Source organism: Blautia hansenii (assembly GCF_013304445.1).
Classification (GTDB): Bacteria; Bacillota; Clostridia; order Lachnospirales; family Lachnospiraceae; genus Blautia.
In genome coordinates this window covers 129,781-153,990 of record NZ_JAAITA010000004.1, presented here as the reverse complement: position 1 = coordinate 153,990, position 24,210 = coordinate 129,781, and the positions used below count along the sequence as shown (strand labels likewise).

Annotated in this window: 25 protein-coding genes and 1 tRNA gene; 21 read left to right on the top strand and 5 right to left on the bottom strand. The window is 43.8% G+C overall.

All coding sequences use genetic code 11. The features are described 5' to 3' along the window. Positions 1-6: 6 nt before the first annotated feature. Together guaB and G5A70_RS05480 are read left to right on the top strand one after the other, a co-directional pair. A complete protein-coding gene (guaB, locus tag G5A70_RS05485) occupies positions 7-1,461 on the top strand; it encodes an IMP dehydrogenase (protein ID WP_173748671.1) in 1,455 nt (484 codons plus the stop codon). A gap of 170 nt (positions 1,462-1,631) precedes the next feature. Further along, on the top strand, positions 1,632-2,369 hold the full coding sequence (locus tag G5A70_RS05480; protein WP_173748670.1) for an N-acetylmuramoyl-L-alanine amidase family protein: 738 nt from the start codon (positions 1,632-1,634) through the stop codon (positions 2,367-2,369). A gap of 94 nt (positions 2,370-2,463) precedes the next feature. Here the strand turns inward: G5A70_RS05480 and G5A70_RS05475 are convergent, their stop codons facing one another. Genes G5A70_RS05475 through G5A70_RS05465 form a run of 3 tightly spaced genes read right to left on the bottom strand, consistent with a single transcriptional unit; the run spans position 2,464 to position 4,405 of the window. Beyond that, positions 2,464-3,324 carry a hypothetical protein gene (locus G5A70_RS05475; RefSeq protein ID WP_173748669.1) on the bottom strand — a complete coding sequence of 287 codons (861 nt, stop codon included), beginning with the start codon at positions 3,322-3,324 and terminating at the stop codon, positions 2,464-2,466. Further along, positions 3,318-4,016 (bottom strand): ABC transporter ATP-binding protein, encoded by a 699-nt coding sequence (locus G5A70_RS05470; protein ID WP_173748667.1) that lies wholly within the window; start codon positions 4,014-4,016, stop codon positions 3,318-3,320. The genes G5A70_RS05475 and G5A70_RS05470 overlap by 7 nt, the downstream gene beginning before the upstream one ends. After that, positions 4,013-4,405: a GntR family transcriptional regulator gene (locus G5A70_RS05465; RefSeq protein ID WP_173748665.1), complete on the bottom strand. Its 393-nt coding sequence runs from the start codon at positions 4,403-4,405 to the stop codon at positions 4,013-4,015. Before G5A70_RS05465 ends, G5A70_RS05470 begins: the two co-directional genes overlap by 4 nt. Positions 4,406-4,563: 158 nt before the next feature. Here G5A70_RS05465 and G5A70_RS05460 point away from each other — a divergent pair, with 158 nt between their 5' ends. The 11 genes from G5A70_RS05460 to G5A70_RS05410 all read left to right on the top strand — a co-directional run bounded on the left by G5A70_RS05460 (position 4,564) and on the right by G5A70_RS05410 (position 14,640). Beyond that, positions 4,564-5,328, top strand: a complete 765-nt coding sequence (locus G5A70_RS05460; protein ID WP_173748663.1) for a nitroreductase family protein — start codon at positions 4,564-4,566, stop codon at positions 5,326-5,328. A gap of 155 nt (positions 5,329-5,483) precedes the next feature. Beyond that, a tRNA-Gly gene (locus tag G5A70_RS05455) sits at positions 5,484-5,556 on the top strand. A 138-nt stretch (positions 5,557-5,694) separates the two neighbouring features. Continuing rightward, the gene (locus tag G5A70_RS05450) at positions 5,695-6,033 is read left to right on the top strand and encodes a cyclic-di-AMP receptor (protein ID WP_173748661.1); all 339 of its coding nucleotides are present in this window, start codon (positions 5,695-5,697) and stop codon (positions 6,031-6,033) included. Between the two features lie 129 nt (positions 6,034-6,162). After that, the gene (locus G5A70_RS05445; protein WP_173748659.1) at positions 6,163-6,549 is read left to right on the top strand and encodes a 4Fe-4S binding protein; all 387 of its coding nucleotides are present in this window, start codon (positions 6,163-6,165) and stop codon (positions 6,547-6,549) included. Between the two features lie 117 nt (positions 6,550-6,666). Next, positions 6,667-7,581 (top strand): alpha/beta fold hydrolase, encoded by a 915-nt coding sequence (locus G5A70_RS05440; protein WP_173748657.1) that lies wholly within the window; start codon positions 6,667-6,669, stop codon positions 7,579-7,581. 15 nt (positions 7,582-7,596) lie between these two features. After that, the gene (locus G5A70_RS05435) at positions 7,597-8,634 is read left to right on the top strand and encodes a serine hydrolase (protein WP_173748655.1); all 1,038 of its coding nucleotides are present in this window, start codon (positions 7,597-7,599) and stop codon (positions 8,632-8,634) included. 110 nt (positions 8,635-8,744) lie between these two features. Next, positions 8,745-9,953: a BMP family ABC transporter substrate-binding protein gene (locus G5A70_RS05430; protein WP_173748653.1), complete on the top strand. Its 1,209-nt coding sequence runs from the start codon at positions 8,745-8,747 to the stop codon at positions 9,951-9,953. A gap of 154 nt (positions 9,954-10,107) precedes the next feature. Then, the gene (locus tag G5A70_RS05425) at positions 10,108-11,628 is read left to right on the top strand and encodes an ABC transporter ATP-binding protein (protein ID WP_173748651.1); all 1,521 of its coding nucleotides are present in this window, start codon (positions 10,108-10,110) and stop codon (positions 11,626-11,628) included. Then, on the top strand, positions 11,628-12,713 hold the full coding sequence (locus G5A70_RS05420; RefSeq protein ID WP_173748649.1) for an ABC transporter permease: 1,086 nt from the start codon (positions 11,628-11,630) through the stop codon (positions 12,711-12,713). Before G5A70_RS05425 ends, G5A70_RS05420 begins: the two co-directional genes overlap by 1 nt. After that, positions 12,713-13,660, top strand: coding sequence for an ABC transporter permease (locus G5A70_RS05415; RefSeq protein WP_173748647.1), 948 nt, complete (start codon positions 12,713-12,715; stop codon positions 13,658-13,660). Before G5A70_RS05420 ends, G5A70_RS05415 begins: the two co-directional genes overlap by 1 nt. A 20-nt stretch (positions 13,661-13,680) precedes the next feature. After that, complete coding sequence (locus G5A70_RS05410; RefSeq protein ID WP_173748645.1) at positions 13,681-14,640, top strand: biotin--[acetyl-CoA-carboxylase] ligase; 960 nt, start codon at positions 13,681-13,683, stop codon at positions 14,638-14,640. Between the two features lie 41 nt (positions 14,641-14,681). Here G5A70_RS05410 and G5A70_RS05405 read toward each other — a convergent pair whose 3' ends face one another. Beyond that, positions 14,682-15,173, bottom strand: coding sequence for a VanZ family protein (locus tag G5A70_RS05405; protein WP_173748643.1), 492 nt, complete (start codon positions 15,171-15,173; stop codon positions 14,682-14,684). Positions 15,174-15,370: 197 nt separating this feature from the next. On the opposite strand from G5A70_RS05405, the gene thyA reads away from it, so the two are divergent. Together thyA and G5A70_RS05395 are read left to right on the top strand one after the other, a co-directional pair. Further along, on the top strand, positions 15,371-16,222 hold the full coding sequence (gene thyA, locus G5A70_RS05400; RefSeq protein WP_173748641.1) for a thymidylate synthase: 852 nt from the start codon (positions 15,371-15,373) through the stop codon (positions 16,220-16,222). Between the two features lie 14 nt (positions 16,223-16,236). After that, positions 16,237-16,728, top strand: coding sequence for a dihydrofolate reductase (locus G5A70_RS05395; RefSeq protein WP_173748639.1), 492 nt, complete (start codon positions 16,237-16,239; stop codon positions 16,726-16,728). A gap of 54 nt (positions 16,729-16,782) precedes the next feature. Here G5A70_RS05395 and G5A70_RS05390 read toward each other — a convergent pair whose 3' ends face one another. Further along, the gene (locus G5A70_RS05390; protein ID WP_173748636.1) at positions 16,783-17,844 is read right to left on the bottom strand and encodes a LacI family DNA-binding transcriptional regulator; all 1,062 of its coding nucleotides are present in this window, start codon (positions 17,842-17,844) and stop codon (positions 16,783-16,785) included. 221 nt (positions 17,845-18,065) lie between these two features. Between G5A70_RS05390 and G5A70_RS05385 the strand changes: the two genes are divergently transcribed. The 6 genes from G5A70_RS05385 to G5A70_RS05360 all read left to right on the top strand — a co-directional run bounded on the left by G5A70_RS05385 (position 18,066) and on the right by G5A70_RS05360 (position 24,159). Beyond that, the gene (locus G5A70_RS05385) at positions 18,066-18,890 is read left to right on the top strand and encodes a glucosamine-6-phosphate isomerase (protein ID WP_173748634.1); all 825 of its coding nucleotides are present in this window, start codon (positions 18,066-18,068) and stop codon (positions 18,888-18,890) included. 2 nt (positions 18,891-18,892) lie between these two features. Next, positions 18,893-20,068, top strand: coding sequence for an N-acetylglucosamine-6-phosphate deacetylase (gene nagA, locus G5A70_RS05380; protein ID WP_173748632.1), 1,176 nt, complete (start codon positions 18,893-18,895; stop codon positions 20,066-20,068). Beyond that, positions 20,059-21,210, top strand: coding sequence for a class II fructose-bisphosphate aldolase (locus G5A70_RS05375; RefSeq protein WP_173748630.1), 1,152 nt, complete (start codon positions 20,059-20,061; stop codon positions 21,208-21,210). The genes nagA and G5A70_RS05375 overlap by 10 nt, the downstream gene beginning before the upstream one ends. 263 nt (positions 21,211-21,473) lie before the next feature. Beyond that, entirely contained in the window at positions 21,474-22,271 is a 798-nt protein-coding gene (locus G5A70_RS05370) for an ABC transporter permease (RefSeq protein ID WP_173748628.1), read from the top strand. Then, the gene (locus G5A70_RS05365) at positions 22,247-23,038 is read left to right on the top strand and encodes an ABC transporter ATP-binding protein (protein ID WP_173748626.1); all 792 of its coding nucleotides are present in this window, start codon (positions 22,247-22,249) and stop codon (positions 23,036-23,038) included. The genes G5A70_RS05370 and G5A70_RS05365 overlap by 25 nt, the downstream gene beginning before the upstream one ends. Before the next feature lie 59 nt (positions 23,039-23,097). Then, positions 23,098-24,159 (top strand): ABC transporter substrate-binding protein, encoded by a 1,062-nt coding sequence (locus tag G5A70_RS05360; RefSeq protein WP_173748624.1) that lies wholly within the window; start codon positions 23,098-23,100, stop codon positions 24,157-24,159. Positions 24,160-24,210 lie beyond the last annotated feature (51 nt).

The following is a 24,210-nucleotide window of genomic DNA, read 5'->3' as shown; positions in this document are numbered from 1 at the left end:
ACAGAAATGGGTAAGATTATTGGTGAAGGCATTACTTTTGACGACGTGCTGTTAGTTCCTGCATATTCAGAGGTAATACCGAATCAGGTTGAATTGGCAACATGGCTGACAAAAAAAGTAAAATTGAATATTCCGATGATGAGTGCAGGTATGGATACTGTTACAGAACACCGGATGGCAATTGCCATGGCAAGACAGGGCGGTATTGGTATTATCCACAAAAATATGACAATTGAGGAACAGGCAGAAGAGGTGGATAAGGTAAAACGTTCTGAAAACGGTGTTATCACAGACCCATTCTATTTATCACCGGAACATACACTGGCAGACGCCAATGACCTTATGGCAAAATTCCGCATTTCAGGTGTTCCTATTACAGAAGGAAAAAAACTGGTTGGTATTATTACAAACCGTGATTTAAAGTTTGAAGAAGATTTCTCCAGAAAAATCAAAGAATGTATGACGTCTGAAAATCTGGTAACTGCAAAAGAAGGTGTAACCCTGGAAGAAGCCAAGAAAATCCTTGCAAAATCCAGAAAAGAAAAACTTCCTATTGTAGACGACAACTTCAATTTAAAAGGACTTATTACTATTAAAGACATTGAAAAACAGATTAAATATCCGCTTTCCGCAAAAGATGAGCAGGGAAGACTGCTGTGCGGCGCTGCGGTTGGTATTACTGCAAATGTTATGGCCAGAGTCGATGCGCTGGTAAATGCCAGAGTGGATGTAATTGTAGTGGATTCTGCACATGGACATTCTGCAAATATTTTAAAGGCTGTACGCGAAATCAAAGAAAAATATCCGGATTTACAGTTAATCGCAGGTAATGTGGCTACAGGTGCAGCAACAAAAGCCTTGATTGAGGCTGGTGTAGATGCTGTTAAGGTAGGAATCGGTCCTGGTTCTATCTGTACTACCCGTGTAGTTGCAGGTATTGGTGTGCCGCAGATTACCGCGGTTATGGACTGCTACGCAGTAGCAAAAGAATATGGAATTCCAATTATTGCAGACGGTGGAATCAAATATTCCGGAGATATGACAAAAGCCATTGCAGCAGGCGCTAATGTATGTATGATGGGAAGTATCTTTGCAGGCTGTGATGAAAGCCCTGGAGATTTTGAACTGTATCAGGGAAGAAAATACAAAGTTTACAGAGGCATGGGTTCTATTTCCGCTATGGAAAACGGAAGCAAAGACCGTTACTTCCAGCAGGACGCAAAGAAACTGGTGCCGGAAGGCGTAGAAGGCCGTGTGGCATACAAAGGCCATGTGGAAGATACGGTATTCCAGCTTATCGGAGGTCTTCGTTCCGGTATGGGATATTGCGGTGCAAAGGACATTGAAACTCTGAAAGAAAGCGGACAGTTTGTCAAGATTTCTGCAGCTTCCTTAAAAGAGTCACATCCTCATGATATCCATATTACAAAAGAAGCTCCTAACTATAGTATAGACGAATAAGAAATACCGCATGAATTTGCAGCAGGAAGCAGGTTCATGCGGTATTTTTTGGCAGCATAAACAAAATATCTGTGTTCTATTGACATAAAATTTGTATTTGCGTATCATAGGATTTATAACAACAGGCAGGAAAAACGGAAAAGCAGAACACAGAAAGGACAAAAGAGAAAATGTTTGGCAGAAAGAAACAGGAAGAGCCGGCTGATTTTGAGAGCAGAAGAGCATTGCGCCGTCAAAGACGAAAGCGGGAAAGACGCCGCCATATATTGCTGTTTATTGCAGCTATTTGCACCGTTCTTCTGCTGTTTTTATTGGTCAGCCAGATAAAAGAAAAAATAGAAGAGAGAAGGCTTTTAAAGGCAAGAAATGAATCTTTTGTGGGAGCGCCGCCTTTTGAGGTGGATTTGCTGGACGTCAATGAATATTCCAGACCGGGAACTCCTCTGGAAAAAGTCAAAGGAATTGTGGTGCATTACACTGCAAATCCAGGGACAACGGCGAAAAACAACCGGGATTACTTTCAGGGGTTAAAAGACAGTCATGAGACAAAGGCAAGCAGCCATTTTGTGGTGGGAATTGAGGGGGAAATTGTACAGTGTATCCCCAGCTCTGAGATTGCATATGCTTCCAATTCCAGAAATGAAGATACCTTGTCCATTGAATGCTGTCATGTAGATGAGTCCGGCGCTTTTACTGATGCCACCTACATTTCCCTGGTACGGCTTACCGGATGGCTCTGCTACCGCTTTAACCTTACTTCTGAAGATGTGATTCGCCATTATGATGTGACCGGGAAAAACTGTCCCAAGTATTATGTGGAACATCCGGATAAGTGGCAGGAGTTCAAAAAAGATGTGGATAAGCAGATTCAGGAAGTGGAAAAGGAAGCAAAGGCTGAGGGAAAATAGAAAGTTAAAGAAATTTATAAAAAGCAGGCAGAAACGGGAGAGTCCCGCACATCTGCCTGTTTTTTGTCTGCAGCATTCCGGAAATAAGGAATGTTTACTCCAGATTCAGTTTTTTGGAAAGAATGTATCGGCTGCCAAGGAAAAATAAAACTGCAAATACCAGATCCCAGGCAAGGGAAAATCCCATTAGAGCCAGTTCATTGCCTCCAAGGGAGGTTTGCGTTATCACAGAACCGTCTGTTCCGGAAGAAACCATGGTAGTGAAAGGATTCAGTCCAGGAATCAGAAAACAGAGCAGAGTCCGGATGACAGAGAGACCAATATTAATACCAAAGAAGGAAACAATGGCTCCCAGAACTTTGTGCGTTTTAAACAGGCTGCCCAGGCAGAGTGCAAAAAACAGCAAAGTGGTGTAATAGGCAAAAAACTGAACCAAAGCATCCAGTATGGTAAGAATCATCAAAGTCTGTTCTTCGATTCCGGTAAAGCCGCTGAGTACATCCAGCAGAGATTTCAGGTCATTCACCATCCAGGACAAGGTATCTTTGTAGGTAACCAGTATCAGAATGGAAAGAGTGACGCACAGAATATCCAGCACGGACCAGGTACAGAAAACCAGGATTTTAGAAAAAAGCAGTTTTCCCGGAGATACGGGCAGTGTGTGTGTCAGGTATCCTTCATCTGAAAACAGGCTCTTCTGCATACGGGCAGCCAGATACACGAAGGTAGCAATCATGATGGCAAAGATAAACAGAACAAAGCCAAGAACGTAAAGCATACCTACAATGCCAAAAACCTGAGCAGAATCTTCGGTTATAACATGGCTGGCACTTTGGGACATGGCAATGGAAATACCGATTCGTCCGATTAATGTATAGAAAAGAAGTATCCCGTGAAGAATAAACAAAAGCAGGGAAACGGATTTCCAGTCATATTTAAACAATTTTTTTAACATTTGAACACCTCCCGGAATAAAGTATCCACGGATTTTCCCTGTTGGAAGCGAATATTTTCCACACTGTCTGTAAGCCGGATTCGTCCGTTTTGGATAAAGACCACGTCATCCAGTATGTTTTCTACATCGGAAATCAAGTGAGTGGAAATGAGAATCGTGGCATTTTCATCATAATTATTAAGAATGGTAGAGAGAATGTAATCTCTTGTGGCAGGGTCTACACCGGCAATGGGCTCGTCCAGACAGTAAAGACTGGCCCGGCGGCTCATAACCAGAATCAGCTGTACCTTTTCTTTGGTTCCCTTGGACATGGAGCGAAGCTGGTCGGAAGGATTGATATTCAGCTTCTGCAGCATATCATAGGCCCGGCTTTTATCAAAATCCTCATAAAAATCCCGAAAATAATCAATGATATCACAGACCTTCATCCAGGAATTCAGATAGGTACGTTCGGGAAGGTAAGAGACGATCTTTTTGGTTTCCACTCCGGGAGTTCGTCCATCTACAAAAATGCGTCCTTCGCTGGGAGTCAGAAGTCCATTGAGCAGTTTGATGAGTGTAGTTTTGCCGCTGCCGTTAGGACCCAGAAGACCAATGATTTTTCCGCGCTCCAGGGAAAGATTCAGGCTGTCTAAAGCGGTTTTTGTGCCATAGCGCTTCGTTAAATTTTGACATTCCAAAATGGGTTTCATGTGTAATCCTCCTTTTTTGTTTCTTTTTCTTCTTCATCTGCCTGCTGAATCAGCTGCAGGGTGGTTTCTTTGTCAAAACCAATGTTTCTCATTTTTTCCAGAAATTCTCTGACCTGCTCAGAGGCCAGTTCTGTCTTGATTTTTTCTATCATAGTTAATTCCTCCGTGACAAAACGTCCGCTGGTTCTCTGACTGAAAAGCAGTCCGGTTCGTTCAAGCTCGGACAGAGCCTTCTGCATGGTATTTGGATTAACGCCGGCATCCTGAGCCAGATCTCTTACAGAAGGAAGCTTTGAGCCGGGGGGATAGATACCGGAAATAATGTCCAGGGTTATGCGTTCCATAAGCTGAGCATAGATGGGACGTTCAGAATTCAGGTTCCATGACATAAAGAATACACCTCCTAACCAATGTATTATTGTACTAATTGCTTAATACAATAATACATACGAGAAGAGCAAATGTCAATAGAAATTTTAGAAAATAAGCATTGCAATTCAAATTATATATGTTACAATATTGTTACAAATAAGCTGAGGGTGAGAATATGAATTTATATGAAGCAATTTTTTTAAGAAAATCTGTACGCAGCTATGAAATGGAGCCTGTGAACAGCGAAATTCTGCAGGAACTCAGGGAGTTTTATGAGCAGATTGAAGGATTGAATCCCGGTATCCGCACAGATATTTCTATTATAGACAATACGAAGGGGCAAAATAAGAGGATTCACTTTCTGGGCGTGAAAGCACCTTATTATATTTCTTTTTATTCAGAAGAAAAGGATTTGGCTCAGATGAATGCAGGTTATATTATGGAACAGCTTGCGCTCTTTTTATGTACCAAAGGGCTTGGAACCTGTTTTTTGGGCAGTGTAAAGCCGAAGATGGGGAACCCGCACAAAGGCAGCTTAAAATTCATGATTACCATGGCTTTTGGGAAGAGCAAAGGAAGCTATACAAGAAAATCCGTAGACGCAAAGCGGATGGATTTAAAAGAGTTATGTGTTTATAAAGAAGTGCCGAGGCAGTGGATGAAGCAGCTTTTAGAGGCAGCCCGCCTGGCTCCGTCCAGCATGAACAGCCAGCCCTGGCGTTTTGTTGTATATGATAACCGGATTCATGTGTTTGCCAAAAAGCATACTGTGAGTCACATGGGGAAATATGAAGAAATGAATTTTGGCATTATGTTTTCGCATCTTATGGTAGTGGCAGAAGAATTGTGGTTGGATGTGGACCTGATTCGGCTGGAAGATATTACTCATAAGAATTTTCCGAACAATCAATATGTGCTCAGCGCTATTTTGCGTACCTGAAGCGGGATGCTGCGGTTAAGCAATATCCCGTTTGGCTCTTGTTTTTGTAAGGTTCAGAAAATGAGTTAAAAAAATTTTAAAATTATAGTTGACAAACAAAAAGTTTTATAGTATATTATATCTTGTGCTTGAGATAACACCTCAAAACACAATATGCGCGAGTGGCTCAGTTGGTGGAGCGCGACCTTGCCAAGGTCGAGGCCGCGGGTTCGAGTCCCGTCTCGCGCTTTTTTTGTATAAAAGTTCCTGGGATACAGGGGCTTTTTTGTTTTGCCTAAAGATGTAAAATGTGGTATAATAAGCCTCACAGAAAAATACCTGTGCACAAACAGGCAGAATCCGAAAGGATGAAGGAGGTATGGGCTTATGAAAATGATATTTGCCATTGTACGAAAAGAAGACGAAGGATTTGTGATAGAGCGGTTGAATAAAGAGAAAATCAGCATAACAAAGCTGTCCAGTACCGGTGGATTTCTGAGAAAAGGCAATGCCACACTGATGATTGGTACGGAAGATGAAAAAGTGGATACTGTCCTGGAAATTATTAAGGAAGAGTGTTCCAGAAGAAAAGAAGTCATGATTACGCCGTCTTATTCAGCCGGAAGCAAGGGACCTGTTCTGGGATATGCTGCACCTCCGGTTACCATTGACGTGGGCGGTGCCACAGTATTTATTGTGAATGTAGAACAGTTCTTAAAACTGTAGAGAGAAGTTATAAGATATAGGAAAATCTTCTTGAGAAATCGCCGATAAAATGGTAAAATTATCAGATGATAACAACCTGAAATGCGCTGTGCGCATACAAATTTTATCACGAAAGCGGAGGATTTTACCATGAAAAAACTGAAAGTTGTAAAAGGTGCAAAATGTATGGCATGTCTGGAGTGTGTGAGAGCATGTTCTCAGAGTTTTTATAAGGAGTTTGACCCGGACAAGTCCTGTATCCAGATTATTGACAAAAAGGGCGATGCAAAGCCTATGGTATGTGTACAGTGCGGCAAATGTGCGAAAGCCTGTCCGGAAGGCGCAATTACACAGAATGCCAAGGGCGTATACATGATCAACAAGAAGAACTGTACAGGATGTGGCAAATGTGTAGAAGCCTGTCCATTTGGCGTTATGGTAAAAGCAGAAGAATCACCGGTGAGTAGCAAGTGTATTGCATGTGGTATCTGTGCAAAAGCCTGTCCGGCAGATGTTCTGGAGATCGTAGAAGATTAATTAAGACACGGAAGGGGCTGGCGCTTTTGAGGCATACGTTGTATGCATAGGAAGCGCCGGTTCTTTTTAGGTTTTGAAAGAGTTCGTGAGAAAAATTAAGGGAATGGAGGCGATTTGATGATACAAAATACAGCAGAACTCATTTCCAAACAGGATGGGCTTACCCTGTCTGTGCTTTGGACAGAGCCGGAGAAAAAGGTAAGAGGTGTAGTACAGATTTCTCATGGTATGAGTGAACATAAAGAAAGATATCTTCCTTTCATGAAATTTCTGGCAGGACATGGATATGTGGCTGTGATTCACGACCACAGAGGGCATGGAGGCAGCGTAAGGGAAAAAGAAGACCTGGGATATTTTTATAATACAAAAGAAAAAGGAATTATAGAAGATTTACATCAGGTTACCAGGTGGGCAAAAGATAGGTTTGCAGGTCTGCCCTTTTATATGCTGGGACACAGTATGGGAACATTAGTGGCCAGGAATTACCTGAAACAGTATGATGAAGAACTGGATAAACTGGTTCTTACAGGACCTCCCAGCAAAAATCCGGCAGTGGATGCAGGGCTTTGGCTGGCAAAAGTCCAGAAAAAGCTAAGAGGCGGCAGTTACAGGAGCAAAGAAATTCAGCTGCTGGCCTTTGGACCGTTTGCGTCCAGATTCAGGAAAGAAGGAAGTCCTTCTGCATGGATATGTTCGGATGAAAAAGTGGTAGAAGCCTATGACCAATCTCCGCTTTGCGGCTTTGTGTTTACCACAGATGGATTTGAGAGTCTGTTTCATCTGACGAAAAGCGCCTATAGCAAAAAAGGATGGAATGTCAGAAACCAAAAGCTTCCCATATTGTTTCTGGGAGGCGAGGAAGACCCCTGTATTGGAAACGGCAGAAAATTTGTGCAGGAACTGCAGTTTTTGAAAGCAGTGGGGTATCAGAAGGTGACGGGAAAAAGATATCCGGGCATGCGCCATGAGATTCTCAATGAACAGGGAAAAGAAGAAGTTTTTAGAAATATTTTGCAATATCTGGAAAAATAGAGGGAGCACAGAAAGATGACGGAAGAACAGGAACGGTTAAGACGCCGTAGAAAAAAGGCAATGCTGAGACGGCAGATACTGAAAAAGAGAATAGCTTTGACAGTAATTGCCCTGGCAGGGGTAGGTGTTGGCATTTACAGTGCCTGTGTGATAAGGGCGGAAAAAGCAGAGCAGAAAGAAATCCAGCAGAAGAAAGAGGAACAGGCTGCCAAAGAAAAGGCAGAGGAAGAAAGAAAACAAGAACGTAAGGATGCGCATCAGGAAGCGGAAGAAGAGCAGGTGCAGGTTATGGAAAACCTAAAGGAAGATGTGGAAAACCTGTTGAGTGATTTTTCTGGCGAGTGGAGCGTTTATATTCAGGAAATGAATTATGACAACGAAATCGTCGTGAATAATACTCCCATGTATCCGGCAAGTCTGATAAAGCTCTTTGCAATGGCGGCGTCTTATGAAAATATGGGAGAAATACTGGAGCATGAGAAAGCGTATGCGGACAGTGAAGAGGCAGCGGTAGAAGAGGTGGGAAGACTGTTAGAAGAAATGATTACAGTGTCAGATAATGAAGCATACAATGAACTGGTGAAACTACAGTCGGCGGATCGGGATTTTACAGAAGCCTGCAGTAAAATCAATGCATATCTTGAAGAAAACGGTTTTGAGGATACAGAGGTACATACAACGCTTCATCCTGCTTATTCCAGCTTTGATTCGGACAATGGAGGCGATAACGTTACAACGGTAAAGGACTGCGGAAAGCTGCTGGAACAGATTTATAAGGGAAGCTGCATAAGTCAGGAAAAATCCGCAAGTATGCTGCATTTGCTTTTGAAACAGGAAAATACGGTAAAAATACCGGGAGGACTGCCAAAGGGAACGAAGGTAGCCAATAAAACGGGAGAAACCTCGGATGTACAGCATGATGTGGCGATTGTATACGGAGAAGAAACAGATTTTATCCTGTGTATTATGACCCGGGAATTTGACAGTGAGGAAGGCGTTTACAGCGACATGCATGAACTTTCTCAAATGGTATATGAAACTCTGAACCCATAGAAAACCGAAAAATGCGGTTGAAAAATAAATTATATGGTGCTATCATGTAGTTTCATGGATAGTTTTTGTAAAATGGTCTATGATAACATTAAAACTTTAGGAGGAAAATCATGAAGAAGAAAATCTTAGGTGTGTTACTTTCTCTTGCCATGGTTGGAACATTAATGGCAGGCTGCGGACAGCAGCAGGGGGTGGAAGACCAAAATGCTTCCAAGACAGACAGCGCACAGACAGAAGAAAGTGCGGATGCAGGAGAGGACAAAGAAGATGGAAAAAGCAACTTTGCACCGGTAGCAAAGGAAGATTTAAAAGTAGGCGTTATTCACATTGGCGATCCTGCAGACGGCTCCGGATACAGCTACGCTCATGACCAGGGAATCGTAGAGATGCAGAAGGAACTGGGGCTGGAAGACAGCCAGATTATCAGAAAAAACAACATTCCTGATGCAGACCCGACTATGACTGAACAGGCTATGAGAGAGTGTATCGAAGAAGGATGCCAGATTATCTTTGCAACCAGCTTTAACTACATGGATACCTGCGAAGCTCTGGCAGAAGAATATCCGGATGTTATTTTCTCACATGGTACAGGCTATAAATCAAACGACACAAACTTCAATAACTATTTCGGAAGAATTTATCAGGCCAGATATTTATCCGGTATTGTAGCAGGTATGAAAACAGAAACAAACAAAATCGGTTATGTAGCAGCTATGGGTTCTGAAAACTCAGAAGTAACCGGAGGTGCAGATGCGTTTGCTATTGGTGTTGCAGAAGTAAATCCGGATGCACAGGTTTATGTAAAAGTAACAAACAGCTGGCTTTCTCCAACAGAAGAAACCAATGCGGCAAAAGCTCTGATTGCAGAGGGCTGTGACGTTATCGGACAGCACTGCGATACTCCAAATCCACAGACTGAGGCAGAATCTGCAGGCGTATGGGGCGTTGGATATAACTCTGATATGATGAATGATGCGCCGAAAGCAACTCTGACTTCCGTTGTCTGGAACTGGGGAGTGTACTATACACAGGCTGTACAAAAAGTTATTGACGGAACCTGGACATCTGAAAACTACTTTGGCGGCATGGATGACGGTCTGGTAGACATCACTCCGTTAAATGAAGATATCGTTGCACCTGGCACACAGGAAAAAGTAGAGGAAGCCAGAAAGAAAATTGTAGAAGACGGCTTTAACGTATTTGACGGTGTTCTGGAAACGAATGACGGTAAAACCGTAGGAGAAGAAGGAAAAACTTTAGATGATGCGACTATTACAGGCGGTATCAACTGGTATTACAAGAATATTGTAGTAAAATAAAAATGATAGAAGAAGGTGCTGAGACGAAAGTTGAAGCACCTTCTTTTTGCTCTGTGAAAAAGCAGAAAAGCCCTTGTGCACTACTTCTTTCTCTGATACAATGAATCAGTATGCGATGTGAGAATTCAACAAAAGAAATGAGAGGTGACACGAGTTGGCTTTGGAAAAGAAAGAGAATGCCATTGAGCTTCAGGGAATTACCAAAACCTTCGGAAGTGTTGTCGCCAATGACCATATTAATCTGGAAGTGCGCAGAGGAGAAATTTTGGCGCTTTTAGGTGAAAACGGATCCGGTAAGACAACGCTTATGAATATGATTTCGGGAATTTATCACCCTGACGAAGGCGTTATTAAAGTAAATGGGAAAGAGGTAACCATCAACTCTCCCATGGATGCAGGAAAACTGGGAATCGGTATGATTCATCAGCATTTTAAGCTGGTAGATGTATTTTCAGCCATGGATAATGTGGCTATGGGAATGGAAGGGAAACGAGTAAAGCCAAAAGAATTAAAAGAACGTCTTTTAAAACTGACAGAAAAATACGGACTGGAAGTAGAACCGGAGAAAAAGATTTACAATATGTCTGTCAGTGAAAAGCAGACCGTAGAGATTCTGAAAGTATTGTACCGTAATGCAGATATTCTGATTCTGGACGAACCTACTGCCGTGCTGACTCCCCAGGAGACGAAAAAGCTGTTTGCCATTCTGCGGAAGATGCGGGAACAGGGAAGCGCTATTATCATTATTACCCACAAGCTGAACGAGGTTATGGAAATTAGTGACCGGGTAACTATTCTCAGGAAGGGTCAGAGTATTGATACAGTAAATACCTGCGAGACCAATGAAAAACAGCTGACAGAGCTGATGGTGGGACGCCCTGTGACACTGGAAATCCAGCGCCCGAAATGTGAAAATGTGTTTACCAGACTGAAAATCGTAGATCTTTCTGTGAAATCTGCAGACGGAACTATGGCTGTAAAGGATTTGAGTCTGGAAATCAAGGCCGGTGAAATTCTGGGTGTGGCTGGTGTGGCCGGCAGCGGACAGAAGGAACTATGTGAAAGTATTGCAGGGTTGATTCCGGTAGATAAGGGAGCAATTCTGCACAATAAAGAGAATATTGTGGGAAAAAGTCCAAGAGAGATTGCCAATCTGGGAATCAGTCTGGGATTTGTGCCGGAGGATCGTCTGGGTATGGGACTTGTGGCGTCCATGGGTATGGTAGATAATATTCTTCTGAAAACCTACGACAAAAATAAAGGGATTTTTATAGACAGAAAACCAGCCAGAAAGATGGCTGAGGAACTGGTGAAGAAGCTGGAAGTGGTAACACCCGGTGTGGATACTCCAGTGCGGCTGATGTCAGGAGGAAATGTCCAGAAGGTGCTTCTGGGGCGGGAAATTGAGTCAAATCCGTCTGTTCTGGTGACAGCTTATCCTGTCCGGGGACTGGATATCAACTCTTCTTACACGATTTATGACCTGCTTAACGAGCAGAAGAAAAAGGGCGTTGCCGTGTTGTTTATCGGAGAGGATTTGGACGTGCTTCTGCAGATTTCTGACAGAATCATGGTTATGTGCCACGGGGAAGCTACGGGAATTGTAGATGCCAAGACAACCACCAAAGAAGATTTGGGACTGATGATGGCAGGTAAGAGGAGGGAAGAAGCATAATGGAAAACAGCAGAAAAGAACCCCTGATTCGTATTGAGAAGAGAAGTGAGAGATCCCATGGCCAGATTATCCGTCTGCGTCTGCTCTCTGTTCTTCTTGCCATTGTGGCAGGGGGATTGTTCATACTCTTTATCGGATATAATCCATTTTCCGTATACGGAACCATTGTATCCGGTGCATTTAGAAGTACTATGGCCTTTCAGGCAACTATTAAGCTGATGGTGCCTCTTCTGATTCCGGCTCTTGGTGTAACGCTGGCCTTTAAGATGCGGTTCTGGAATATCGGTGCAGAAGGACAGATTATTATGGGGGCTATTTTTGCCACCTATTTTGCTCTGTTTTGCTGGGATTTTCCGCACTGGCTGCTGATGATTTGCATGTTCCTGGCCGGTATGCTGGGCGGCGCTTTGTGGGGGCTGATTCCGGCACTTTTCAAGGCGAAATTTGATACCAATGAAACACTGTTTACACTGATGCTGAACTATGTGGCTTTGTATCTGATTTCTTTTTTGCGTGACGGCCCGTGGAAAGACCCAAATTCTTCCGGATTTCCGAAAATTGCCAGATTTGGAGAAAATGCGCAGCTGGATAAAATTTTCGGCGTACATGCAGGCTGGCTGATTGGTCTTGTTCTGGTGGTTATTGTTTTTATTTATCTGAAATTTACAAAGCAGGGATATGAAATCGGTGTCGTAGGGGAAAGCCGGGCGACAGCCAACTATGCGGGAATGAATTATAAAAAGATTGTGCTCCGTACCATGGCATTTTCCGGAGGAATCTGCGGGATTGCCGGTATGGTACAGGCCAGCGGTTCTGACCTGACACTGACCACATCTGTAGCCGGAGGCGTAGGTTTTACGGCTATCATTGTGGCATGGCTGGCACAGTTAAATCCAGTAGGAATTCTGGTGGTTTCTTTCCTCTTTGCGGTACTGGAAAAGGGAAGTACCGTTATGCAGTCTGCTCACGGCCTGTCTGCTTATTCCGCAGATGTGCTGCAGGGAATCATTCTGTTCTTTGTACTGGGCTGTGAATTCTTTGTACGGTATAAATTTGTGACACGCAGGAAAGGAGGACATGCATAATGGATTTCTTTGTAAACTTTTTCGTAGCAGCAGTTCTTGCGGGAACACCTCTGCTGTTCGGAATTCTGGGAGAAATTATCAATGAAAAAGCAGGACATCTGAACCTGGGTGTGGAAGGGATGATGTCCATTGGTGCCGTAGGCGGATTTGTGGTGGGATACTGGACAGACAATCTGGTGTTTGCCTTGATTGCAGCCTTTGTGACCGGTATGCTGGGTGCGCTTATCTATGCGGTTCTGACTGTTACCTTTATGGCAGACCAGAATGTGACCGGTCTGACGCTTACCATTTTCGGCATTGGTTTTAGTAACTTTGTAGGTGATTTTGTAAGGGAAAAGAGCGGAAGCACCTCTTTAAAGCTGCCGGAAGGAATTCTGGACAGTCTGGGAAAGGTGGAGATTCCTTTCCTGACCGATATTCCGGTACTGGGAAAACTGCTTTTTAACTATAATATTTTTGTGTACCTGGGTGTGGCTGCGGCTATTCTGTGCGCCATTTATCTCCATAGAACGAAAGCAGGTCTGAATGTCCGGGCGGTAGGCGAGAATCCGGCGGCAGCAGATGCAGCGGGAATTCCGGTTACGAAACTGAAATACCTGAATCTGATGCTGGGCGGCGGCTTGTGCGGTATCGGTGGTGCTTACTGTTCTATGATTATTTGTAATGGTGTGTGGGTGACAAGCTGCGTAAACGGACTTGGATGGATTGCGGTGGCTTTGGTTATCTTTGCAACCTGGAATCCCAACAGAGCTATTTTGGCAGCCTTGGTATTTGGCGGTTTCAGCGTTCTGAAATACTATGTACCTCAGGTGATTCCAAGCTCTATTTTTGACATGATTCCGTTCCTCATGACGATTGTGGTGCTGGTTGTGACCTCCATTCGCTTCTCTAAGGAGAATGCGCAGCCGAAATCCTGCGGTGTGAATTATTTCCGTGAAGAGCGGTAAAAGAAAGTAAGGGAAGGCAAATGTCTACGAAATCAAAGCTTCTGGAGTTGTTGGAAAGTCAAAAAGGAACTTATCTTTCGGGAGAGGAACTGGCGCGGCAGCTTCAGGTGTCCAGAGCCGCTGTATGGAAAGCAGTGAAAACGCTCCGTCAGGAGGGGTATCAGATTCAGGCGGCAACAAACAGGGGATATGCGCTGAAGCAGGAAAACGATATCCTTTCTAGAGAAGCTGTCCGTTGTTTCCTGGAGCACCAGGAGGCAGAGGTGCAGGTCTTTCAGAAAATTTCTTCTACCAGCAGGGTCATGAAACAGTTAGCGGTGGAGAAACAGCTGCCCCATGGGTCTCTGGTGGCAGCCAACAGCCAGACAGAAGGAAGAGGCAGAAAAGGACGAAAGTTCTATTCGCCTGAAAGCAGCGGGCTGTATCTCAGTGTGCTGCTTTATCCGAAAAAGACACTGCGGCAGAGCCTGGAGATTACGGCAGCAGCTGCGGTGGCTGTGTGCCGTGCGGTGGAAGGGTGCTGCGGGGTTTCTCTGGGCATTAAGTGGGTCAATGATTTGTATCTGCAGGAAAAAAAGGTGTGCGGAATTCTTACAGAAGCTGTCACGGATTTTGAGACAGGAGAGATAGAGTTTGCCGTAGTGGGAATCGGTCTGAATCTCTATGAACCAAAGGAGGGATTCCCGGAAGAAATTCGCCGGAAGGCAGGAGCGATTCTGGAAAGAGGAGTTCGGACAGACAGAAACCGACTGGCAGCCTGTATTGTCAATGAACTTTTAAAAGAAGCAGAAAAGCCAGGCATTTCTCCAGAATATCGACAGAGAAATATTGTGCCGGGAAGACAGATAAAAGTCTTTGGAAATCAGGAGTGTCGTGTGGTAAGGGCAGAAAAAATTCTGGAGGATGGAAGACTTCTTGTAACCAATGGACAGGGAGAGAGAGAACTTCTGGATTTTGCAGATGTGTCCCTGGAAATTTAAAAAATAAAAAAGGAACTGTTGGCGGGACAGTTCCTTTTTTATTACCTTCTTTTAGAAGGCGTAAAGCTATGACAGAAAATCTGGACGAAAATAATACCAAACAGCGCCCCGGTACTGTCGATAAGGACGTCTCGCTTGGAAGGTCCCCGTCCGGCAACAAAGGACTGGTGGAATTCATCTGTGCAGGCAAATCCTGCGGACAGCAGTCCGGCCAGAAGAAAGAGCCAGAAGCCCCGGACTCCGTATACATACAGAGGGAAAGATATACATATGGTCAGAATGCAGTATTCTGTCATGTGAGCCAGTTTTCGTACCGGCAGTTCAATTTTGTCGGCATAGGTATTTTTGCTTTCTTCAGACAGATTTTTATCCAGAATCCGGTCTGCTGCGGATACAATCTGATAACTGATTTCATGGCTTAAATTTCCGGACTCTTTGCCGGTTTGGCTGGAAAAGCTGAAAATGAGATACATCATGGCAATGGCCGGAAGGAAGGAAAATGGTTTCAATAAATAAATAATCAGTTTTTTCATCTGTAAAGGGCTCCTTTCTGAATCGTAAAAAGTAAAACACACGTTGAAGAATTTATTGTTAAAGCGTATCATTTTTTGCAGGATTTGTAAAGTTCAGAAGCTTTCCGCCGGGAGACGCTTTTGTTTTTTGTATAGCAAAAGACAGGAGAATAGGGTATAATAAAAAGCATGAGAAAAGCAGAAGAAAGGAAACCAGTATGAGTTTAGCAGATAATTTGTTTATTTCCATGTGCCGTGACATCCTGGAAAACGGAACTGATACACAGGGAGAAAAGGTGCGCCCCAAATGGGAGGATACAGGCGCTTATGCTTATACCATTAAGCGTTTTGGAGTGGTAAATCGTTACGATCTGCGCAAGGAATTTCCGGCGCTGACTTTAAGAAAAACAGCATTAAAAACCTGTATGGACGAAATTCTCTGGATTTATCAGAGAAAGTCCAACAATATTCATGATTTAAACGCCCATATCTGGGATGCGTGGGCGGATGAAAACGGCTCTATCGGAACCTGCTACGGAGATGTGGTGGGCAGAAAATTTCTGTATAAGGGCGAAAAAATTGACCAGATGGACTATGTATTAAAGCAGCTGAAGGAGAATCCTTACAGCAGAAGAATTATGACGAATCTGTATCAGTTTGAATATCTGCACAGCGGCGGCTTAGACCCTTGCTGTTACAGTATGACGTACAACGTTACCAAAGAAAAGAACAGCGAGAAGCTGGTGCTGAATGGCGTGTTAAACCAGCGTTCCCAGGACGTGCTGGCAGCAAATAACTGGAATGTGTGCCAGTATGCGATTCTTCTTATGATGGTGGCTCAGGTCAACGATATGATTCCCGGAGAACTGGTACATGTGATTGCGGACGCCCATATTTATGACCGACATGTGGACATTGTGAAAGAACTGATTTCCAGAGATACCTATCCTGCGCCAAAGGTTTCTTTGAATCCGGAAATCAAGGATTTTTATGCGTTTACCACAGCAGATTTGATTGTGGAAAATTATCAGGCAGGACCACAGATTAAAAATATACCTATTGCAGTGTAAGAGAGGAGAACAGTATGAATCTGATTGTAGCGGCAGACGCCAACTGGGGCATTGGAAAAGAGAATAAACTGCTGGTAAGTATTCCGGCGGATATGAAATTTTTCCGTACCACAACCACGGGAAATGTGGTGATTATGGGAAGAAAAACATTGGAGAGTTTTCCGGGAGGACTTCCATTGAAGAACCGGGTGAACATTGTTCTTACAAGGGACAAGAATTACCGGGTAAAGGATGCCATTGTAGTGCACAGCGTGGAAGAAGCTCTGGAAGAAGTGAAAAAATATAAGGAAGACGTTTACGTTATCGGCGGGGACAGCATTTATAAACAGATGCTGCCTTACTGCCACAAGGCTCATGTGACAAAAATTGATTTTGCCTACGAAGCAGATACCTTTTTCCCAAATCTGGATGAGGATAAAGAGTGGAAAGTGACTGAGAGAAGCGAAGAACAGACGTATTTTGATATTGAATACGAATTCCGGACATATGAGAGAGTGAAAAAATAAAAAACAGCAGAAAGCTGCAGGAGAAAAACGCCATTGCAGCTTTCTGCTGTTTTTTTACCCTGGGGGCATTTGCAGAAAGGTTTTCCCGTTTCGTGCAGGCTTTGCGCAGGTGTCCCGTTTGGCAATGTGGAAGGGCAGAATTACTTTCAAAGGAATTCTGTGTCCGCCGTTAATCCGGTCAATGAGAATCTTGGCAGCCAGCTGTCCCATTTCTTCTGTGGGAATGTGTACGGTGGTCAGCATGGGAGAGAGATACTGGGCGGTTTCGATGTCATCCACACCAATGATAGAAATATCTTCCGGAATCCGGTATCCTTTTTCCCGGATGGCTTTGATGGCCCCGATGGCAGTATTGTCATTGGCACAGAAAATGGCCGTTATGTCGGATTTGGCTTCCATAAGATGATAAGCTCCCTGGTAGCCGCCTTCGTGGGAAAGTTTTACGTTTGCTGTATTTTTCTGTAAAAAGGGCAGATTCAGGGATTTTAAAGCCTCCTTGAAAGCCGTATAGCGGATTTCGTTGTTCTGCTCTCCGATATAGCCGATTTTAGTATGCCCCAGTTCATGGAGATAGGAAATGGCGCTGTAGGTAATCTCTCTTCCATCGCATACCACCTGGTCGTATTTGCTTCCCATGGGGTTTAGTCCTGCATATACAATATGCTTATAATGTTCTGTGAAAAATTTCAGCATTTGTTTGTCATAACGACCCAGAATCACGGCTCCGTCGGCAGGAGAATTAGCTACCCGGGCGGCAACCTCCGCATTGGCAATATCAAGAGCAGTGAAAGAATGTTTGATGAAAAAGTTGCTTTTAAAAGCTTCCTGCTCAATGGCCTTGGCAATATGCGAGAAAAAAAGGTCGGAAACTGCGGTTTCTCCTCTTGCGTAAATACAGGAAATCGTTTTCGGCAAAGAGGTGATTGCAGCAGGTGCTTTTGTCCCCATTTTCAGCGCCCGTGCAGAAGTATTGGGCGTATAGCCGCTCTCCCGCACAATTTCCCAGATACGTTCCTGAACTTCAGGGCTTGCTGCTTTTGTGTTTTTTTGATTAATGACACGGGAAACCGTGGATATGGATACGTTTGCTTTTTGGGCGATTTCTTTTAAAGTCATATTCAAACCTCACAATACAAGAGTTAATAGATAAGCATATTATAACTGAAATGACGGATTATGACAACAAAATATAAGACAACGTTTGCTTAAATAGAATATAAAAACAAGGGGCTTTTGGGAAAGGTTTATTGAAAATGTATGGTGCTTATCGTATAATCGGAACTACAAAGATAAGATTTATAGTACAATGACCAATCGTATGGAAAGGAAGAACTGATATGAGACATGCATATTACAGCTATACCAGAGAAGAACTTTTAAGCAATAACCCGAAACTTCCTGTGCTGGTTATGGAAAACAATGAAGCGGTGTTTCGCTCTATGGCAGAGGAAATGGCAGAGGAAATCAAGTCCCACAACGAAAAAGGGGAAAAAACAGTATTTATCTGCCCCGTAGGCCCGGTAGGACAGTATCCGTTTTTTGTGGAAAAGGTAAATACGGAAAAAATCAACCTGAAAAATGTATGGTTCATCAACATGGATGAATATCTGGAGGACGACAAAAAGTGGGTGCCGGAAACCCATCCGTTAAGTTTTCGAGGCTTTATGAACCGTGAAGTATATGGAAAAATCGAAAAAGAACTTTTGATGCCGGAAGAACAGAGGGTTTTCCCGGATCCGGAAAATTTGGGATACATACCGGAATTGATTGAAAAGCTGGGCGGTGTGGATATTTGTTTTGGCGGTATCGGTATCAACGGTCATGTGGCGTTCAACGAAGCAGACGCTTCTATGAGCAAGGAAGAATTTCTGGCGCAGAAGACCAGAGTGCTGGAGATTACAAAGGAAACCAGAACTGCAAATGCCATTGGAGATTTTAACGGTGCACTGGAAGATATGCCTCATTACTGTGTGACCATTGGTATCTGGGAAATTGCCCATGCAAAAAAAATCAGACTGGGATGCTTCAGAAACTGGCACAGAGCAGTGGTACGCCGTACAGCTTACGGAGAGGCAACTTCTGATTTCCCGGTATCCCTTCTTACCGGACATCCGGACATTAATCTGAAGATTACAGAGTTTGTAGCTGCACTGGAGGGATAGAGATGAAAACCTGGATTACCGGCGGATATGTATACCGATATGAAAAACGCCGCCTGGAAAGAAAAAATCTCTGTATGGAAGATGGGAGGATTACCAGAATCTGCAGCCCGTCTGAGAAAATTACAGATGGAATCATCCATGATGTCAAAGGCAATGCGGTAGTTCCCGGCTTTATCGATATTCACACCCACGGCGGCTGCGGCTTTGACGTCAATGCAGCTTCCAAAGAAAAATTTCAGAAAATCGGTTATTTTTTTGCACAGCAGGGAACTACAACCTGGCTTTGTTCGATTTTGACCGATACCAAAGAACAAACGGAAAAGGTCATTGCAGAAGTGCTGAAGCATAAAGAAGACCACGAAAACTGTGCAGATTTGCTGGGAATTCATCTGGAAGGACCTTTTTTATCCGTGGAATTTAAAGGGGCCATGCCTGAATCCCTGCTTCGGGGGGCGGATATAGAGCTTTTACGGGAATATCAGGAAAAAGCCCGGGGGAACATTCGGTATATTACAGTATCGCCGGAGGTAGAGGGAATTCCGGAATCCATTCCTGAAATCAGAAAGCTGGGCATAACCGTTGCCATCGGTCATTCCGGAGCGGATTATGAGACGTCAAGAAAATGTATTGAAAACGGAGCCGAAGCCTGTACCCACACCTGCAATGCCATGAAGCTGTTTCATCAGCATTTCCCTGCAATTATGGGGGCTGTGCTGGAAGCGGACGATGTATACTGTGAAACTATCTGTGACGGAAGACATCTGCACCCGGGCAGTGTCCGTATGATTTTAAAGGCAAAAGGCCATGACAGAGTGGTAGCTGTGACTGATTCTATTATGGCCGCAGGACTTCCGGACGGAGCGTACAAGCTGGGAGTCAATGATGTGATTGTGGAAGACGGAGATGCCAAACTGCCAAACGGTGTCCGGGCCGGCAGTACGCTGACTACGGGAACAGCTCTGAAGCGGCTGATCGAATTTACGGGAGAGTCTATGGAAGACGTTCTGCCGCTGCTTACCATGAATCCGGCCAGACTGATACACGCAGAGGAGCATATTGGCAGTCTGGAAGTGGGAAAAGACGCAGATATACTCATTTTAGATGAAAATTACAATATTCTGGAAACTTTTGTAAAAGGAATGAAAATTGAAAAACAGGAGGAATCATCATGCCATTAATACCATTGAGACCATTGTTGGAAACCGTTGACAAATATCATTTTGCCCAGGGGGCTTTTAATGTAAATGCAGTGGCACAGGCAAAAGCAGCCATTGAAGTACACGAAATGTTCCGTTCCGCAGCAATTCTGCAGGGGGCGGATTTGGCCAACGGATTTATGGGAGGACGCACAGATTTTCAGAATGCTACCCTGGAAGATAAAAAAGTAGGCGCAAAAAATATTGCGGCAGCAGTAAAAAAATACGCAGAAAATTCACCTATACCGGTTGTTCTGCACCTGGACCACGGCAAAAATTTTGATTCCTGTGTGGCAGCCATTGAAGGTGGATATACGTCGGTTATGATTGACGGTTCTTCCCTTCCTTTTGAGGAAAATGTGGAACTGACCAGAGAAGTGGTAAAATATGCCCATGAAAGGGGCGTATCTGTAGAAGGAGAATTAGGTGTACTGGCCGGCGTGGAAGACCATGTATTTTCCGCCACCTCTACTTATACCAATCCTTTAAAGGCAGTGGAATTCTTTCGGAAAACAGGCTGTGATGCCCTGGCCATTTCTTATGGAACTATGCATGGGGCTTCCAAAGGAAAAGGTGTAAAGCTGAGAAAAGAAATTGCTATTGCAATTAAAGAGTGCATGATGCATGAAAATCTCTTTGGAGTTCTGGTATCTCACGGTTCCTCTACAGTACCCGGATATATTGTAGAGGAAATCAATGCACTGGGCGGAAATATTCAGAATGCACATGGTATTTCCATTGAAGAACTGAAAGCTGCCATTCCCTGTGGCATTGGCAAAATTAATGTGGACACGGATATTCGTCTGGCTGTTACCAGAAATATGAAAGAATATTTCGCACAACATCCGGAAAAGAGAAACAGTCCGTCTATTGGAGGCGTTTATCAGCTGCTGGAAGAGAAGAGAGAGCAGTTTGACCCAAGAGCCTTTCTGCCGCCAATTATGGATACGGTTATGTATGGAATGGTTCCGGATAAGGACAGGGCGGAATTGGTAGAAGTGATTGAGAAAGGTGTAAAAGAAGCTATCGGAACTTTGATTGTAGAGTTTGGTTCTTACGGAAAAGCGCCGCTGGTGGAACAGGTTTCTCTTGAGGAAATGGCAGAACGTTATAAAAGAATGTAAAAAATAGAGTCAAAAGTGCAAAATGCACAGAAAAATGTGAGGTTTGGGCAGCGCAAAAAAGGCGCTGCTCAAATTTTTATGCTTTTTTGCTATCTTGCGCAATATTTTACTTTGATAAAACACAAAAATAAACAAAACAATCAAACGTTTGCTTAAAATACAGTTGAAACAAAACCCTATATAGGGGATAATGTCAATAGAAAAACAAATAAGAAATGTGTTTTGGTGCGAAATACCGAAACGAAAGAAAGCGGAGGTTTAAAATGGGGAAAAAAAACAAGGGCGGTGCTGATTTTATTAGCAAAATACCAAAAGGGATATGGCTGTTTATTTCATTTATCGTTGCCATGCTTGTATGGACGCTGTTATCTGTGACGCCGCAGACAGCAAGATGTTTTCCAAATGCGGTGAAAGTAGTGGAGTCCATAGGATTAATGCAGGGAGAAAGAGGAATTTTGCTGCAGGATATCGGAAGCAGTTTGATTTCCGTATTCTGGGGATTTCTTCTGGGATTTGTGATTTCTGTGCCGGTAGCCTTTCTGATGGCCTGGTACAGACCGGTACGGTTTATTCTTGAGCCGTGGATTCAGTTTATTAGAAATATCCCGCCATTAGCATATGTACCGTTGGTTGTTATTGGTGTTGGTGTTGGACGTACACCGCAGATTATCGTTATCTGTCTGGCCACTTTCCTGATTATGACCGTTACGATTTTCCAGGGTGTTATCAATGTGGATGAAACGTTGATTAAGGCGGCAAGAGTATTGGGAGCCAATGATGCGCAGCTGTTCGTGAAGGTTATCTTTCCGGCTACGACACCATTTATCATTACGGCAGTAAGACTTGGTATTTCTACTGCACTGACGACTCTGATTGCGGCAGAGTCCACCGGAGCCATTGCAGGTCTTGGTATGAGGATTAAATCTCTGGCCAACTCTTATGAGACAACACCTATGCTGCTTTACATCATCATTATTGGTGTAATCGGTATGATTGCAGAAAAAGTTCTTAAATTCTTTGAAAGGAAGTTAACAGGATGGCAGGAAAAGAGGGAAATATAAAGGTAAGTATTCAGGGCATAGAGAAAAAGTACAATACCCGTAAGGGAGAGGTAGTTGCTCTGAATGGTGTAAATTTTGATATTAAAGAAAATGAATTTATCTGTGTAATCGGGCCGTCCGGCTGTGGAAAATCCACCCTGTTAAATATTATTGCCGGACTTTTAGAGCCTACAGCCGGACAGATTCTGGTAGACGGCAAACCGATTCAGGGAACCGGAACAGACAGAGGTGTGGTATTTCAGCAGTATGCGCTGTTTCCGTGGCTGACAGTTAAGAAAAACGTAGAGTTTGGTCTGAAGTTAAAGGGACTCTCCAAAGACGAATGTGACAGCATTGCCATGAAATATCTGAAAATGGTAGAACTCGAAAAATTCGCAGATTCTTATCCAAAGGAATTATCCGGCGGTATGAAACAGAGGGTTGCGATTGCAAGAGCTTATGCCATGAATCCGGAAGTACTTCTCATGGATGAGCCTTTCGGCGCTTTGGATGCACAGACCAGGACGCAGCTTCAGACAGAGTTATTAAAAGCATGGCAGGAAGAGAATAAAACCTGTTTCTTTGTAACGCATGACATTGAGGAGGCCATTGTACTGGCTACCAGGGTAGTGATTATGAGTGCCCGCCCGGGACGGATTAAAGAAGTGGTGGATATTGATATTCCATATCCGAGAGACCAGGAAACAAAAATGAGCGAGCGTTTCATTGAACTGAAAAACCATATCTGGGGTCAGGTATACCAGGAATACCTGGAGGTTAGAAAATAGGACTTACAAGGGGCGACCTGTGAGAACATAAAAACTATATTTTTAAGGAGGATTTTTTCATGAAGAAGAAATTATTGGCAATGGTACTGGCAGCAGCGACTGCAATGACAATGTTGGCAGGCTGCGGCGGTGACGACAAGGTGGCAGGCACCAAGGACAACAAAGAAGCGTCTGCAGATGCAGGGGAGAAAAAAGAAGAGTCCAAAGAACTGGACAAGGTAAAAGTGGCTTATATGCCGAATTACGCTTCCTTATGGGTTGTTACCACAGCGAGAGAAAAAGGATTTTTTGAAGAAGAAGGCATTGAAGTAGAACTGACAAAGTTTGATGACGGTCCTACAGAAATTGCAGCTATGGAATCCGGTTCTATGGACGTGGCTTATATCGGCCCTGGCGCTCATACACTGGCAATTCAGGGAAATGTAGACGTATTCTGCTTCCAGCAGTTGGGTGATGCAGACTGCGTGATGGGGCTGAAATCCCACGGTGTAAATTCCCTGGAAGACTTAAAGGGTAAAAAAGTAGCGTATGCTTCCGGTACATCTTCTGAGACAATTTTGCTTCGCGCTCTGAACTCTGTAGGGCTTACTATGGACGATATTGAACCATACAACATGGAAGTTACCAACATGCCAAGTGCCATGATTTCCGGTTCCATTGACGCCTGTGCTCCATGGTCACCGAACACAAAGGTTATCACGGATGAGTTAGGCGATGACGCACAGATTTTCGTAAGCAACGCAGACTTCTCTGACATTGCAGCAGACCCGGCAAGCTGGGTATGTATGCCGGAATATGCAGAGAAGAACAAAGACCTGCTGGTAAGATACACAAGAGCATTGTATAAAGCCATGGACTTCGGTGCAAAAGAAGAAAACTTTGAAGAAGTTGCCGGATATGTGGCAGATGAAACAAAAACAGATGTAGAAACGGCTATGGGTCAGACAACAGACGGTGCATGGATTACTTCCGAAGAACTGTTGAAAGAAGTTGGTGACGGAACCGTTGCAGGATACTATGAAATTCAGCAGAAAAACTTCCTGGATGCAGGAAAGATAAAAGAAGAAGTTCCGGTTGAGGACTATGTACTGTTTGACATTATGGAAGAGGCAGGAAAATAAGCTTCCAAACTTGTCAGGTGCAGCTGTAGGAAAAACAGAGGATTGAAAATT